This is a genomic window from Corynebacterium sp. Marseille-P8863 (genome assembly GCF_946902955.1).
Lineage (GTDB): Bacteria > Actinomycetota > Actinomycetes > Mycobacteriales > Mycobacteriaceae > Corynebacterium > Corynebacterium gottingense.
In genome coordinates this window covers 1-14404 of sequence record NZ_CAMPQC010000018.1, presented here as the reverse complement: position 1 = coordinate 14404, position 14404 = coordinate 1, and the positions used below count along the sequence as shown (strand labels likewise).

Here is a 14404-nt window from a genome sequence, read left to right as displayed (position 1 = left end):
CTGCATAAAAGCGTAGGGTGTCTGTATGACACTGAACGTAGCAGTCGCCGGGGCGACGGGGTACGCAGGCGGAGAAATCCTCCGCCTGCTCCTGCGCCACCCCCTGTACGAGTCGGGCGACCTCACTATCGGCGCACTGACCGGAAACTCCACGACGGGGCAGTCCGTCGCCGAGCTGATGCCACACCTGCCGCAGTTGGCGGATCGGGTCATCGAGCCGACCTCTGTGGAGGTGCTCGGCGGGCACGACGTCGTCTTCCTTGGGCTGCCGCACGGGTTCTCAGCCGAAATTGGCGCGAAGCTGCCGGACACAACGATCGTGATCGATTGCGCGGCGGATTTCCGTCTCCGTGATGCCGGCGCGTGGCAGCGCTACTACGGCTGCGCGCACGCGGGCAGCTGGCCCTACGGTATTCCGGAGATGCCCGGCCACCGTGACCAGCTGCGCGGCGCGACCCGCGTCGCTGTACCCGGCTGCTTCCCAACGGGTGCGACCCTCGCCGCCTACCCGGCCGTTGCAGCGGGGTTGGCGGCGCCCGACCTCCGCGTTGTGGCTATCACCGGGGTCTCGGGCGGCGGCAAGAAAGCGTCCGTCGCCATGCTTGGCGCAGAGACGATGGGCTCGCTGAAGACGTACAAGACCGCAGGCGCGCACCGGCACACCCCGGAGATCGCGCAGAACATCGCCGAGGCCACGGATGAGGACGTCACCGTGAGCTTCACCCCGGTCCTGGCACCGCTCCCGCGCGGCATTCTCACCACCGTGACCATGCCGCTACGCAGCGGGGTCGACGCCGCCACCGCTCGCGCGGCGTACGAGTCGGCGTACGGCGACGAACCGTTCGTGCACGTCCTTCCGGAAGGCGCGCACCCGCAGACGCAGCACGTCGTGGGTGCAAATACGTGCCACGTTCAGGTTGAGGTCGACGAGGGCGCCGGAGTACTGCTCGCCACGTCCGCCATTGACAACCTGACCAAGGGAACCGGCGGCGCGGCAGTGCAGTGCATGAACCTCGCCCTCGGGCTGGACGAGACGGCCGGCCTGCCACGACAGGGCGTCGCCCCCTAGCCCAGGCACGCCTGGAAGATCATCCCTACAACGCCACCCGCGCGGCGACCTTTACACAGAAAGCGAGACACCATGGAAACCCCACACCCCTCACCGAGTACCCACAATGCCGCCGAAGCGCCCCGACTGAGTGTGACCGCCCCGCAGGGGTTCCGCGCCGCGGCGACTGCGGCGGGCATCAAGCCGTCGGGGAAGTCGGACATGGCACTCGTGGTCAACGACGGCCCGAATGACGCTGCCGCCGCGGTGTTTACGCGCAATCGCGTGAAGGCGTCGCCGGTCAAGCTGTCGCAGGCGGCGCTGGCAGACGGCGCGCTGCGCGCAGTGCTGTACAACTCCGGGAACGCAAACGCGTGCAACGGCGCGCAGGGCGACGCGGACGCGCGCGAGTCCCAGGCGCTCGCCGCAGCGGCGCTCGGTGTCGAGCCCTCGGAGGTGGCCGTGTGCTCGACCGGGCTGATTGGGGAGCTGCTGGACATGGGGAAGGTGCGTGGTGGCGTCGAAAAGCTGCTGCCCCTGCTCGGCGACGACGAGGCGCAGGGCGAGGCGGCGGCTGACGCGATTTTGACGACGGACCTTGTGCGGAAAGAGGCTGGCTACCGCGGCGAAGGCTGGACGGTCGGGGCGATGGGCAAGGGCGTGGGCATGATGGCGCCCTCGCTCGCCACGATGCTGGTGTGCATTACTACCGACGCCGCCGCGACACCCCAGGCGCTGGACGCCGCGCTGCGCAAGGCGACGAAGGTGACGTTTGACACCGTCGATATTGACGGCTCGACCTCCACCAACGACACGGTCATCGTGATGGCCAACGGCGCGAGCGGGGTTACCCCGAGCCAGGACGAGCTGGATCGCGCGATCCACGCGGTGTGCGATTCACTGGCGCGCCAGATGCAGGCCGACGCCGAAGGCGTGACCAAGCGCGTCAACATCACGGTGACCGGCACCGCGAGCGATGACGACGCACTCAACGCCGCCCGCACGCTGGGCCGCGACAGCCTGTTCAAGTGCGCCATGTTCGGCTCCGACCCGAACTGGGGCCGCACTCTCGCGGCGGTCGGCATGGCGGACGCAGCGATGGACCCCGAGAACATCGCTGTGTACTTCAACGGGCAGCCGGTGTGCGAGCGCTCTACCGGAACGCCCGGCGCGCGCGGCGTCGACCTCTCCGGCGTGGACATCGACGTCCGCGTGGACCTGGGGACCGGGGGGCCGGGCACCGCGACGGTCCACACCACCGACCTGTCCCATGACTACGTGGAGATCAATTCCGCCTACAGCTCCTAGCAGGAAGGCACCGAAGCAATGAGCGAACCAACTCCGGCGCAGCCGCTGAAACCCCTGAAGAATCTCAGCAGCGAGGACCGCGCACACGTCCTCGCGGAGGCCCTCCCGTGGCTGCAGCACTACCGTGACAAGATCGTCGTGGTCAAGTACGGCGGCAACGCCATGATTGATGAGCAGCTGAAGGCCGCGTTCGCCGCGGACATGGTGTTTCTGCGCACGGTTGGCGCAAAACCCGTCGTCGTGCACGGCGGCGGGCCGCAGATTTCGGCGATGCTCAAGCGGCTGGGCCTCGATGGGGGGGAGTTTGTTGGTGGCTTTCGCGTCACCACGCCGGAGATCCTCGACGTGGTCCGCATGGTCCTGTTCGGCCAAGTCGGCCGCGACCTGCTGGGCAAGATCAACTCGCACGGCCCCTACGCGGTGGGGACCTCCGGCGAGGATGCCGGGCTGTTTACCGCGGAGCGCAGGCTTGTCGACGTCGACGGGCACCCCACCGACATCGGTCTGGTCGGCACGATCACGGACGTGAACCCCTCGGCAGTGATGGACATCATTGAGGCCGGCCGGATCCCCGTCGTCTCCGGCATCGCGCCAGGTGAGAGCGGCGACGTGTACAACATCAACGCCGACGAGGCAGCCGGTGCGCTGGCCAAGGCGATCGGCGCGGAGCGACTGGTTGTGCTCACCAACGTGGAGGGCCTCTACACCGACTGGCCGGACAAGGACTCGCTCCTGTCCAAGATCCAGGTGCAAGAGCTCGAGCGCATGATGCCTGACCTGGATTCCGGCATGATCCCCAAGATGGGGGCCTGCCTGACGGCGGTGAAAGGGGGAGTGCGCGCCGCCCACGTGATTGACGGCCGCATTGCCCACTCCGTGTTGCTGGAGCTGCTCACCGAGGGCGGTATCGGCACCATGGTGTTCCCGGACGCTTTTGACGTAAACAACTACCCGGAGGGCACGGCCACCACTGTGTTCAGGAAGGATGAAAACGCATGACCGAGCAGACACACTCCGCGCAACCAGCGGTCGCGGCCTGGGGCGACACGCTCATGAACACCTACGGCACGCCGCCCGTGGAGCTCGCCCGCGGCGAGGGCGCGCGGGTCTTTGGCCCGCAGGGCACCGAGTTCATCGACATGTTGGCCGGCATCGCGGTCAACTCCTTGGGCCACGCCCACCCGGCGGTGATCGACGCCGTCACCGAACAGATTGGCAAGCTGGGCCACGTCTCCAACCTCTTCGCCTCCGAGCCGGTGGTGCAGGCCGCACAGAAGCTCAAGGCGCGGTGTGGCGACGATGCTGCGCGACTGTTCTTCTGCAACTCGGGCGGCGAGGCGAACGAGGCTGCGTTCAAGCTTGCTCGCTTGACTGGGCGCTCGCGCGTCCTCGCCGCGGTGAACGGTTTCCACGGCCGCACGATGGGTTCGCTCGCGCTTACCGGCCAGCCCGAGAAGCGCGCGCCGTTCGAGCCCCTGCCCTCCGGCGTGGAGTTCTACCCCTACGGCGACATCGACTACCTACGCAAACTCGTGGCCGTAAACCCGGGTGACACCGCGGCGATCATCCTCGAGCCGATCCAGGGCGAAACCGGCGTCATCCCCGCGCCCGAGCATTTCCTCACCCAGGTCCGCCAGCTGTGCGACGAGTCCGGGGCGCTCATGCTTATCGACGAAGTCCAGACCGGCATCGGACGCACCGGAGACTTCTTTGCGTTCCAGCACGAAGGCGTCGTCCCGGACGTGGTGACCATGGCCAAGGGGCTCGGCGCCGGCCTGCCTATCGGCGCGGTCCTGGCGCGCGGGAAGGCCGCGGAGCTGTTCACCCCGGGCTCGCACGGCACGACCTTTGGCGGCAACCCCGTCGCCTGCGCTGCGGCGAACGCGGTGCTGGACACTGTTGATGACGCATTCCTCGCGGAGGTGCGCCGCAAGGGGGAGAAGCTCGCTGCGTCGGTCGCGGCGTTGGACGGCGTGCAGGAGGTGCGCGGCCGCGGCCTTATGCTCGGGGTGGTGCTCGACCGGCCCGTGGCCAAGGACGTGGTGGCGAAGGGGCTGGAGCGGGGAGTGATTGTGAACGCTCCGTCGACAAGCGTGGTGCGACTCACGCCGCCCCTCATCATCACGGACAATGACATTGATGCGGCCGTTGAGCGCATCGCGCTCGCGCTTGCCGACGCCACCGAGAACGAAAGGAACGACTCATGACCAGGCACTTTTTGGCTGATGACGATCTGACGCCGGACGAGCAGGCCGAGGTGCTCGCGCTCGCCGCCGAGATGAAACGCGACCCGTACGCGAAGCGCCCGCTCGAGGGGCCGAAGTCTGTGGCCGTGCTCTTTGACAAGACGTCCACACGGACCCGCTTCTCCTTCGACGTGGGCATCCACCAGATGGGAGGGAATGCGATCATCACGGACACGTCCAACTCCCAGATGGGGAAGGGGGAGACGCTGCAGGACACGGCGGCGGTGCTGTCGCGGTTCGTTGACGCGATCGTGTGGCGCACCTACGCGCATGACAACTTCCACGCGATGGCCGAGACCGCGACGGTCCCGCTGGTCAACGCGCTGTCGGATGACCTGCACCCCTGCCAGATCCTCGCGGACCTGAAGACTATTCAGGAAAACTTCGGCCGCCTCAAGGGGCTGCGCGCCGCGTACCTGGGCGACGGCGACAACAATATGGCGAATTCCTACATGCTCGGGTTTGCCACCGCGGGGGTGGACATTGCCATCGTCGCGCCCGAGGGGTTCCAGCCTAAGGAGCAGTTTGTGCAGCGGGCACGCGAGCGCGCCGAACTGACCGGCGCGACGGTCACGGTGAGCGCCGACCTGGCCGCGGTGGATGGTGTGGACGTGGTCATCACGGACACGTGGGTGTCCATGGGCATGGAGGACGACGGGTTGGACCGCCGGACCCCGTTTTTGCCCTACCAGGTCAACGCGGAGGTCATGGCACGCGCGTCGGAGGATGCCGTATTCTTGCACTGCTTACCTGCGTACCGTGGCAACGAGGTCACGGCGGAGGTGATCGACGGCGCGCAATCGCGCGTGTTCGACGAGGCGGAAAACCGGCTGCACGCCCAGAAGGCATTGCTGGCGTGGCTCATGGAACACCAAGATGAGGAGGAACACCACGTATGACCCAACCCGTATCGCGCACGGCGCGACAGGCCCGCATCCTTGAGATCATCGGGAGCACACGGGTGTCTTCGCAGGCGCAACTCTCCGAATTCTTGCAGGCCGACGGCATCGACATCACCCAGGCGACGCTGTCGCGCGACCTGGACGAGCTTGGGGCTAAAAAGATCCGTCCCCTTGGGGGCGGCCGTGCGTATTACACGGTGACCTCTGACACGGGGTCGCTCTCCGTCGTACAGACCGGGCCGCGGGACAAGCTGCGCCGCATGATCGAGGAGCTCGTCGTCTCGGTGGACTACACCGGCAACACCACGGTCTTGCGCACGCCTCCCGGCGCCGCGCAGTACTTGGCCAGCTACATCGACCGCGTCGGCCTCGACGAAGTCGTGGGCTGTATCGCGGGCGACGACACGATCTTTGTCCTGGCTCGGGAGCCGCTCAGCGGTAAGGAATTGGGCGAAAAGATTTTCGGCCACGCGCACCCCGCCAACGAATAGCGTGTTCCGCAGCAGCGGGTCACAGGAAACGCACATCCCCGGGTAACCTCAGTAACCGGGTGTGTCACAACTTGAACAACCTCGAACATTATTGAAGGAGCTACTTCTCATGAGCAATCGCGTCGTACTCGCATACTCCGGCGGTCTGGACACCTCCGTCGCCATTTCCTACCTGGGCGAAATGCTTGATGCCGACGTCGTCGCAGTCGCCCTCGACCTGGGCCAGGGCGGCGAGGACATGGAGTCCGTCCGCCAGCGCGCCCTGGATTGCGGTGCCGTCGAGTCCATCGTCGTTGACGCGAAGGACGAGTTCGCTGAGGACTACTGCCTGCCCACCATCAAGGCGAACGGCATGTACCAAGGCGAGTACCCGCTGGTCTCCGCGATTTCGCGCCCGCTGATTGTCAAGCACTTGGTCAAGGCCGCCCAGGAGCACGGCGGCACCCACGTTGCCCACGGCTGCACCGGCAAGGGCAACGACCAGGTCCGCTTCGAGGTCGGCTTCCTCAACCAGGACCCCGACCTGGAGATCGTGGCCCCGGCTCGCGACTTCGCCTGGACGCGCGATAAGGCAATCGAGTACGCCGAGGGCAAGGACCTGCCGATCGAGCAGTCCGCCGCGTCACCGTTCTCCATCGACCAGAACGTGTGGGGCCGCGCCGTCGAGACCGGCTTCCTCGAGGACCTGTGGAACCCGCCGACAAAGGACCTCTACGCATACACCGAGGATCCGGCGATGGGCAACGCGCCGGACGAGATCATCATCTCCTTCGAGGGCGGCAAGCCCGTTGCCATCGACGGCCGTAAGGTCACCGTGCTCGAGGCCATCGAGGAGCTCAACCGTCGCGCCGGTGCGCAGGGCATCGGCCGCCTGGACATGGTCGAGGACCGCCTGGTGGGCATCAAGTCCCGCGAGGTCTACGAGGCACCGGGCGCGGTTGCGCTGATCACCGCGCACAAGGCGCTTGAAGACGTCACCGTTGAGCGTGAGCTTGCGCGCTACAAGCGCCTTATCGACGCCCGCTGGTCCGAGGAGGTCTACGACGGCCTCTGGTTCGGCCCGCTGAAGCGCTCGCTCGACGCCTTCATCGACTCCACCCAGGAGCACGTCACCGGCGACATCCGCATGGAGCTGCACGCGGGCAAGGCGACCGTCAACGGCCGCCGCTCCAACCACTCCCTCTACGACTTCAACCTGGCCACCTACGACACCGGCGATACCTTCGACCAGACCCTGGCCAAGGGCTTCGTGCGCCTGCACGGCCTGTCATCCCAGATTGCCAACAAGCGCGACCGCGAGGCCGGCGCCCAGGAGAAGCAGGAAAAGTAGCCATGGAACAGCACAAGACCAACGAAGGCGCGCTGTGGGGCGGCCGCTTCTCCGGCGGCCCCTCGGAAGCGATGTTCGCGCTCTCCGTGTCCACCCACTTTGACTGGGTCCTGGCACCCTACGACGTGCTCGCGTCCAAGGCGCACGCGAAGGTGCTCAACAAGGCAGGGCTGCTTTCCGACGCTGACCTGCACACCATGCTCGACGGTCTCGACCAGCTCGGGCGCGACGTGGCGGACGGCTCCTTCGTCCCGGCCCCGACGGACGAGGACGTCCACGGCGCCATGGAGCGCGGACTGATCGAGCGGGTCGGCCCCGAGGTGGGCGGACGGCTGCGCGCAGGCCGTTCCCGCAACGACCAGGTCGCCGCGATGTTCCGCATGTGGTGCCGTGACGCGCTGCGCGGCGTGGCCGTCGAGGTCAGCGCGCTCATCGATGCGCTCGTCGACCAGGCCTCCGCGCACCCGGACGCGATCATGCCGGGCAAGACCCACTTCCAGGCGGCGCAGCCGATCCTGCTCGCGCACTCGCTGCTGGCGCACGCGCAGCCGCTGCTGCGCGATCTCGAGCGCATCCAAGACGCGGACAAGCGCCTCGCTGTCTCGCCCTACGGCTCGGGCGCGCTGGCGGGCTCGTCGCTGCACCTGGACCCTGAAGCGATCGCGGCCGAGCTCGGTTTCGACTCCGCATGCGACAACTCGCTGGACGGCACCGCCTCGCGCGACTTCGCAGCGGAGACCGCCTACGTGCTCACACAGATCGCCGTGGATATTTCGCGGCTGTCCGAGGAGCTCATCGCGTGGTCGACCCCGGAGTTCGGCTACATCACGCTTGACGACGCCTGGTCCACCGGGTCCTCGATCATGCCGCAGAAGAAGAACCCGGACGTGCCGGAGCTGGCTCGCGGCAAGACGGGCCGTCTTCTGGGCAACCTGACCGGCCTGCTCGCCACGCTGAAGGCGATGCCGCTGGCGTACAACCGCGACCTGCAGGAGGACAAGGAGCCGGTGATCGATTCGGTCAACCAGCTGCGGGTGCTGCTGCCCGCGATGACCGGGCTCGTCTCCACGCTCGTTTTCCACGAGGACCGCATGCGCGAGCTCGCGCCCGCCGGCTTCACGCTGGCGACGGACCTCGCGGAGTGGATGGTGCGCCAGGGCGTGCCGTTCCGCGAAGCGCACGAGGCATCGGGCGCGTGTGTGCGCATCGCCGAGGAGCGTGGTGTGGACCTCATCGATTTGACGGATGAGGAGCTGGTGGGCGTCGATAAGCGACTGACCCCCGAGGTCCGTGAAGTCCTCACGATCGACGGGGCCGTGGCATCCCGCGATACCCGCGGCGGTACCGCCAAGGTGCGCGTGGACGAGCAGCGGCAGCGCGTTTCCGAGGCGAACGCGGCATTCCGCGCGTGGGCGGAGGCGCCGGTGCGCGGCGCGTAACCTCGGCATTGGCGCAATGACCTGCGCCACAACCGCGCAGCCCTTATGCTGAGTGCATGAGCGACACCAACGGAGGGAAGCGGTCTTTCTCTGCAATAGCCTCGATCATCATCGCGGTTGTGCTCATTGTGATGATCGGGCTTGCGCTGAGCGACGCCCGCGGCGAGAACAACGCGATACGCTGGCTGAACTTCGGAGGCGGCGAAGGTGGTGGCGCCGGAACCACCACCGTAGAGGGCATCATCGGCTCGGAGAAGCGCGACTACTTCGAGGACCCGGAAGTGAAAAGCCGGCTCGCGGAGCTCGGCTACACCGTGAAGTTTTCCACCGCGGGCTCGCGCCAAATCGCGACGAACACTGACCTGGACAAGCAGGACTTTGTCTTCCCGTCGTCCGGACCGGCAGCCCAAAAGGTGAAGAGCCAGGGCGGCAGCTACTCGGTGGACTACCCATTTTTTACCCCGATGGCCATCGCCAGCTGGCAGCCGATCGTGGACCTGCTCGAGCAGGAGGGCGTGGTGCGCAACACGGGCGACGGCTACGCCTTTGACATGGGCGCTTACATCAAGCTCGCCGAAAGCGGGAAGCGGTGGCGCGACCTCGGCGACACTTTCCCGTCCCCGCGCCAGGTGCAGGTGAGCACGACGGACATTCGCACCTCAAACTCCGCTGCCATGTACCTCTCGCTGCTGACCTGGCAGTTTGAGCAGGAAAATCCGGGGATGAGTACCGAGGAACTGGTGGACAAGATTTCGCCGTTCTTCGTGGGGCAGGGGTACTCGGAGTCGTCTTCATCCGCGCCTTTCCGCGACTACCTGAGCCAGGGTATGGGCTCGACGCCGCTGGTCCTGGTCTACGAAGCCCAGTTCCTTGGCGAGCAGATGAAGAACAACTCGCGCGTTCGCGACGACATGGTCCTCCTGCGCCTCGAGCCGACCGTGGTGGCAAACCACGGCATCGTCGGCATCTCGGACAAGGGCAAGGAGTTCGGCCACCTGCTGAGTACTGATCCGGAATTGCAGCGGCTCGCTGCGAAGCACGGTTTCCGCCCGGCTGAGAGTGGCTCGCTCGCGGACGAGCTCCAAGCGCACGGACTGCCCGCGCCGTCCGACTACGTCAACAGCGTCGACCCACCGACCTTCGATCGCCTCGAGCAGCTTCTCGAAGCCGTCGGGCAACGCTACAGCGGACAACCACCAGTCAATGAGGAGGCCACCCTATGAAGAAACTACTTGCCGTTCTTTCCGCGCTGTTCATGGTGACTGCCACCGCCGGCTGCATGAACCTCGGCGGTGAATCCGGTGGCCTGGGAGGATCGGGTGGGTCCGGTGGGAGTGGTGATGCATCGCTGCACATTCTCGCTGCGACCGAGCTGAAGGATCTTGAACCGCTGATCCAGCAGGCGGCTGATGACCTAGGAATGGACATCAGCGTGAGCTACGACGGCGGCACCCTGGAGAACTCACAGGGCCTGAAGGACGGCGGGTACGACGGCACGTACGACGCCACTTGGTTTGCCACCAACCGCTACGCGGACCTGATCGGCGCCTCTGACGCGCTGGCGGACCAGTACCCGTTGGCCAATTCCCCGATCGCGCTAGGAGTTCGCAGCGATCTGGCGCAACAGAAGGGCTGGGTTGACAACCCGCCGACCTGGGACGACCTCGTTGCGGCCGCCGATGCCGGCGAGCTGTCCTTCGGAATGACCGACCCCACGGCGTCGAACTCCGGCTTTTCCACGGTGGTCTCTGCCGCGACGGCGCTGGCCGATACCGGGCTCGCGCTGACGGAGGAGGACATCAACCGGGTCGCCCCGCAACTGCAAACGTTCTTCTCCTCCCAGACGGTTTCGTCTGGGTCCTCCGGCTGGCTCGCGGACACGTTCGCGCAGGATCCGACGAAGGCGGACGCGATCTTCAACTACGAGTCGACGCTCTTCCAGTTGAAGAAGGCAGGGCAGGACATCGAGGTGGTGGTCCCCGCCGACGGAACCATCACCGCGGACTACCCGCTCAGTGCTCTCAAGCACCCGCAGAATACGGGCTCGGGCGAGGCGGTCCGTGAGCTCGCGGATTGGTTCCAGGAACACCAGCAAGAGGTGGCGGATACGTACCGGCGCCCGGTGCAGGGCGTCGATACTCTGCCCGCTGAGCTCGCGCGGCACACGCCGATCGAGCTGCCGTTCCCGGCCACGGAGAACGTCACGACGCAGCTGCTGGACAAGTACAACGGCGAGTTCCGCATGCCCGGCCAATCGACATTCCTGCTGGACACCTCCGGCTCGATGGAGGGCGAGCGCCTGGCGTCGCTGAAGCGAATCATGCACGAGCTTATCGGCGGCACTGCTGCCACGTCGACCGGTGATGTCTCCTTCCGCGACAGGGAAGACGTCGAGCTCCTGCCGTTCAATGATGCACTGGAGGAAGGCGCCTCAAGTGTCATTGCTGATGCGGACCCCGCGTCCCGCGAAAACCTTGACGCCTTTGTGAACAACCTCGAGCCGGGCGGGTACACCGCGACCTACGCCGCGCTTGAGCAGGTGCTTACCCAGCAAGCTGCGGCGAAGGCGAAGAGCGAGTCGACGCAGGACCAGAACGAGAAGACCCGGACTCCCACGGTCGTGCTCCTGTCCGACGGGCAGGCGACCGCCGAACCGTTCTACGATCAGTTCGTTGCGGATTACGGGCAGCACCCCGAATGGTCTGGTATCCCGGTCTTTGTGATCCTGTACGGTGAAGCGAACCGGGGCGAGATGGAGCAGTTGGCTCAGCTCACCGGCGGTAAGGTATTCGACGCCCAGAACGGCGACTTGGCCGAGACGTTTAAGGAGATCCGTGGCTACCAGTAAATGGGACTATTTCGCCTCGCCGAAAAACCAGGTTGGCATGATCGCGGCCGCGGTCACCACCGGGGCGTTCGCCGTCTTCGGCCTGGTGGGGGCGCTCGGAGTGATTCCCTGGGCGGTCGCCGCCGGAGTCGCGTACGGGGCGGGCGCGTTGCTCACGCCGTCGAATAGCCAAAAGGCGCTCCCGGCGGCTGAGACGACTTCGACCGAGTCGATGATTGATGAGTCAATCAAGGAAAACCTGGCCAAACTGCACCGCGCGAACGTGCCACCGCCGGTGTACAACGAGGCGATGAAGCTGCAGTCGGTCACCCGCTTCGTGCTCTCGCAGTGGGAGAGCCTGACGCCGACTCCTGAGCACCAGCAGACCGTGTACAACGTGTCAAAGGTCTACCTCCCCGAGGTTGTCGACACCTACCTCAAGGCGCCCCAGTACCGGGGGCGCGAGGCGTCGATGCGCTGCATCGATTCGCTGCGTACGATGTACGACGCGGTCGACCGCGTCAAGCACGGCATCCTGGACAACAACCTCCGCGCCCTGGATTCGCAGGCTTCGTACCTCAAGGAGGCGCTGCAGGGGCCCGTTTCGCTTGACGACGCCGCCGTTGACCCTCCCTCCGATCCCGACACGTCGGGGACGAGCCCGTACAAGTAGGATGAACCCCATGAGTCTCGATCCGAAACTCCTTGACGTCCTGGCCTGCCCGAAGGACAAGGGCCCACTGACATACAGGGAAGACGAACAGCTGCTGGTCAACGAGCGCCTCAACATCGCGTATCGCATCGACGACGGGATCCCGGTGCTGCTTATCGACGAAGCCGAGCCCTATCCCGCAGCCTAAGACCTCACCCCAGCAGCTGAATTCAACTACCCGAGACAACTGCGCTTTTCCACGCGCGAAGGACACCGATGAGCACAAACATTGTTGAAGAACTCGAATGGCGCGGACTGATCAACCAGTCCACCGACCTGGACGCACTGCGCGCCGCGACGGAATCGCCGATCAGCTTGTACTGCGGCTTCGACCCGACTGGCCCGTCGCTGCATGCCGGCCACCTGGTGCCGTTGCTCATGCTGCGGCGCTTCCAGGAGGCTGGGCACCGACCGATCGTGCTGGCGGGCGGCGCCACCGGCATGATTGGTGATCCCCGCGACGTAGGGGAGCGGACCATGAACTCCTCCGACACAGTTGCGGATTGGGCTGGACGTATCAGCGGTCAGCTCAAGCGGTTCGTCTCCTTTGAGGGCGAGAACGGCGCGTTGTTGGTGAACAACAACGACTGGACGAAGGACATGTCGGTCATCGACTTCCTCCGCGACGTGGGCAAGCATTTCTCCCTGTCCACGATGCTTGGCCGCGACACGGTGAAGCGCCGCCTGGAAAACGACGGCATCTCGTACACCGAGTTTTCCTACATGCTGCTGCAGGCGAATGACTACGTGCAGCTTCGCCGCAACCACGACTGCGTGTTGCAGGTTGGTGGAGGTGACCAGTGGGGCAACCTTGTCGCTGGTGTGGACTTGAACCGTCGCATGGACGGCGAGCAGGTGCACGCGCTGACGGTGCCGCTGGTCACCGACTCCGAGGGCAAGAAGTTTGGCAAGTCCACTGGTGGCGGCTCGCTGTGGCTCGATCCCGAGATGACCAGCCCGTACAAGTGGTACCAATACTTTGTGAACACCGCTGATGCCGACGTGATCCGCTACCTGCGCTGGTTTACGTTCCTGGACCAGGAAGAACTCGATCGCCTTGCGGTTGAGGTGGAGGAGCGACCGTTCAAGCGTGAGGCTCAAAAGCGTCTTGCACAGGAGATGACGGACCTCATTCACGGCCGCGAAGCCCGCGAAGCTGTTGAGCTGGCTTCGCAGGCGCTGTTCGGGCGGGCGGAACTGACCGACCTGGACGAGAAGACGCTCGCCTCCGCGGTTTCGGAGACTCAGGTGTTCGAGTTCCGCGATGCGGAGACCACCATTGTTGACCTGCTCATTGGCGCAGGCCTTGCCGACTCGAAGGGCGCTGCCCGTCGCTCGATCAAGGAGGGTGGCATCTACGTGAACAACGAGCGGGTGGCATCCGAGGAATGGAAGCCCGGAAGTGACGACTTGTTGCACGGCGCGTGGCTGGTCCTCCGCCGCGGGAAGAAGAACTTCGCCGGTGCCAAGAAGGTGGGATAGCTCCTCACCGCTACTAACCGCTAACAGTTTTCGTGTAAGCGAGCTGTTGGCGGTTTTCGTTTGCCCAAAAACCTGTTGTGTGCTGGGGGTTTGCGTGTTTGTGTTGTTCGTGGTTAAGTATTTCCTCGTTGCCGAGAGCGAGTGAGTCGCTCGGAGGGAACGAGATAATTTCACAGTGTTGCGGGCTTGGTTGCTTGAGTTTGGTTGAGGTTTTCCTCGATTTTGACTTTTGTTTACCTTGTGTGTAACGTTGTTTTCCGCTGCCGAGCACTGATTGGTTGTGTTTGACTGGTTGGTCTGGTGTGCGTGTGTTGTTTGAGAACTCGATAGTGTGCCAATGTACTTTTGTTTGTGGATTGGTTGCGTGCCTGTGTTGTGCTGGCTGCACGTTTTGTGTGGTTGGTGTGTGCCGGTGGCGCTGCTTGTGAACCTCTAGTTGCAGGTGGTGTTTGCTGGTTATGGTGCGTGATTTGATTCGCGTTTTGTAACTATTTTTTTGTTGTGTCGGCCTGTTTTTGCCCCGTCGGGTTGGGTCGGCACTGAAAGTAATTTGAGGATTTGCCAATCCTGCACTGCGATTGTTTTTGGTTGTGGTGTGGGTTGGTTTGTTTTTGGTTAG

Annotated in this window: 14 protein-coding genes; 13 read left to right on the top strand and 1 reads right to left on the bottom strand. The window is 65.0% G+C overall.

The genetic code is table 11. The features are described from left to right. Positions 1 to 25: 25 nt before the first annotated feature. From argC to tyrS, 13 genes are all read left to right on the top strand, one after another. Positions 26 to 1069, top strand: a complete 1044-nt coding sequence (gene argC / locus OVO38_RS10525) for an N-acetyl-gamma-glutamyl-phosphate reductase (RefSeq protein ID WP_267208455.1) — start codon at positions 26 to 28, stop codon at positions 1067 to 1069. A 72-nt stretch (positions 1070 to 1141) separates the two neighbouring features. Then, the gene (gene argJ, locus OVO38_RS10520) at positions 1142 to 2356 is read left to right on the top strand and encodes a bifunctional glutamate N-acetyltransferase/amino-acid acetyltransferase ArgJ (protein ID WP_267208454.1); all 1215 of its coding nucleotides are present in this window, start codon (positions 1142 to 1144) and stop codon (positions 2354 to 2356) included. A gap of 18 nt (positions 2357 to 2374) precedes the next feature. Next, on the top strand, positions 2375 to 3355 hold the full coding sequence (argB, locus tag OVO38_RS10515; RefSeq protein ID WP_267208453.1) for an acetylglutamate kinase: 981 nt from the start codon (positions 2375 to 2377) through the stop codon (positions 3353 to 3355). Further along, the gene (locus OVO38_RS10510; RefSeq protein ID WP_267208452.1) at positions 3352 to 4563 is read left to right on the top strand and encodes an acetylornithine transaminase; all 1212 of its coding nucleotides are present in this window, start codon (positions 3352 to 3354) and stop codon (positions 4561 to 4563) included. Before argB ends, OVO38_RS10510 begins: the two co-directional genes overlap by 4 nt. Then, positions 4560 to 5501, top strand: coding sequence for an ornithine carbamoyltransferase (gene argF, locus OVO38_RS10505; RefSeq protein WP_267208451.1), 942 nt, complete (start codon positions 4560 to 4562; stop codon positions 5499 to 5501). Before OVO38_RS10510 ends, argF begins: the two co-directional genes overlap by 4 nt. Next, positions 5498 to 5995 carry an arginine repressor gene (locus OVO38_RS10500; RefSeq protein ID WP_095278849.1) on the top strand — a complete coding sequence of 166 codons (498 nt, stop codon included), beginning with the start codon at positions 5498 to 5500 and terminating at the stop codon, positions 5993 to 5995. Before argF ends, OVO38_RS10500 begins: the two co-directional genes overlap by 4 nt. Before the next feature lie 109 nt (positions 5996 to 6104). After that, positions 6105 to 7325: an argininosuccinate synthase gene (locus tag OVO38_RS10495; protein WP_095278850.1), complete on the top strand. Its 1221-nt coding sequence runs from the start codon at positions 6105 to 6107 to the stop codon at positions 7323 to 7325. A 2-nt stretch (positions 7326 to 7327) separates the two neighbouring features. Continuing rightward, the gene (argH, locus tag OVO38_RS10490) at positions 7328 to 8764 is read left to right on the top strand and encodes an argininosuccinate lyase (protein WP_267208450.1); all 1437 of its coding nucleotides are present in this window, start codon (positions 7328 to 7330) and stop codon (positions 8762 to 8764) included. Between the two features lie 56 nt (positions 8765 to 8820). Next, entirely contained in the window at positions 8821 to 9987 is a 1167-nt protein-coding gene (locus tag OVO38_RS10485; RefSeq protein ID WP_267208449.1) for a hypothetical protein, read from the top strand. Continuing rightward, positions 9984 to 11612: a VWA domain-containing protein gene (locus OVO38_RS10480; protein WP_144718351.1), complete on the top strand. Its 1629-nt coding sequence runs from the start codon at positions 9984 to 9986 to the stop codon at positions 11610 to 11612. Before OVO38_RS10485 ends, OVO38_RS10480 begins: the two co-directional genes overlap by 4 nt. Then, the gene (locus OVO38_RS10475; protein ID WP_095548347.1) at positions 11599 to 12264 is read left to right on the top strand and encodes a hypothetical protein; all 666 of its coding nucleotides are present in this window, start codon (positions 11599 to 11601) and stop codon (positions 12262 to 12264) included. The genes OVO38_RS10480 and OVO38_RS10475 overlap by 14 nt, the downstream gene beginning before the upstream one ends. 10 nt (positions 12265 to 12274) lie before the next feature. Next, positions 12275 to 12451: a Trm112 family protein gene (locus OVO38_RS10470; RefSeq protein WP_095537049.1), complete on the top strand. Its 177-nt coding sequence runs from the start codon at positions 12275 to 12277 to the stop codon at positions 12449 to 12451. Positions 12452 to 12519: 68 nt separating this feature from the next. After that, a complete protein-coding gene (gene tyrS / locus OVO38_RS10465) occupies positions 12520 to 13785 on the top strand; it encodes a tyrosine--tRNA ligase (RefSeq protein ID WP_095278856.1) in 1266 nt (421 codons plus the stop codon). Positions 13786 to 13798: 13 nt separating this feature from the next. Here the strand turns inward: tyrS and OVO38_RS10460 are convergent. Continuing rightward, positions 13799 to 14404 (bottom strand): hypothetical protein (locus OVO38_RS10460; protein ID WP_267208448.1); only part of this gene is annotated, 606 nt, incomplete at its 5' end.

What these genes read in the sequence shown, in the direction of transcription:
- argF (WP_267208451.1), top strand. Translation starts at nt 4,560, where the DNA reads ATGACCAGGCACTTTTTGGCTGATGACGATCTGACGCCGGACGAGCAG.
- OVO38_RS10495 (WP_095278850.1), top strand. Translation starts at nt 6,105, where the DNA reads ATGAGCAATCGCGTCGTACTCGCATACTCCGGCGGTCTGGACACCTCC.
- argH (WP_267208450.1), top strand. Translation starts at nt 7,328, where the DNA reads ATGGAACAGCACAAGACCAACGAAGGCGCGCTGTGGGGCGGCCGCTTC.
- argB (WP_267208453.1), top strand. Translation starts at nt 2,375, where the DNA reads ATGAGCGAACCAACTCCGGCGCAGCCGCTGAAACCCCTGAAGAATCTC.
- argC (WP_267208455.1), top strand. Translation starts at nt 26, where the DNA reads ATGACACTGAACGTAGCAGTCGCCGGGGCGACGGGGTACGCAGGCGGA.
- OVO38_RS10480 (WP_144718351.1), top strand. Translation starts at nt 9,984, where the DNA reads ATGAAGAAACTACTTGCCGTTCTTTCCGCGCTGTTCATGGTGACTGCC.
- argJ (WP_267208454.1), top strand. Translation starts at nt 1,142, where the DNA reads ATGGAAACCCCACACCCCTCACCGAGTACCCACAATGCCGCCGAAGCG.
- OVO38_RS10500 (WP_095278849.1), top strand. Translation starts at nt 5,498, where the DNA reads ATGACCCAACCCGTATCGCGCACGGCGCGACAGGCCCGCATCCTTGAG.
- OVO38_RS10470 (WP_095537049.1), top strand. Translation starts at nt 12,275, where the DNA reads ATGAGTCTCGATCCGAAACTCCTTGACGTCCTGGCCTGCCCGAAGGAC.
- OVO38_RS10510 (WP_267208452.1), top strand. Translation starts at nt 3,352, where the DNA reads ATGACCGAGCAGACACACTCCGCGCAACCAGCGGTCGCGGCCTGGGGC.
- tyrS (WP_095278856.1), top strand. Translation starts at nt 12,520, where the DNA reads ATGAGCACAAACATTGTTGAAGAACTCGAATGGCGCGGACTGATCAAC.
- OVO38_RS10485 (WP_267208449.1), top strand. Translation starts at nt 8,821, where the DNA reads ATGAGCGACACCAACGGAGGGAAGCGGTCTTTCTCTGCAATAGCCTCG.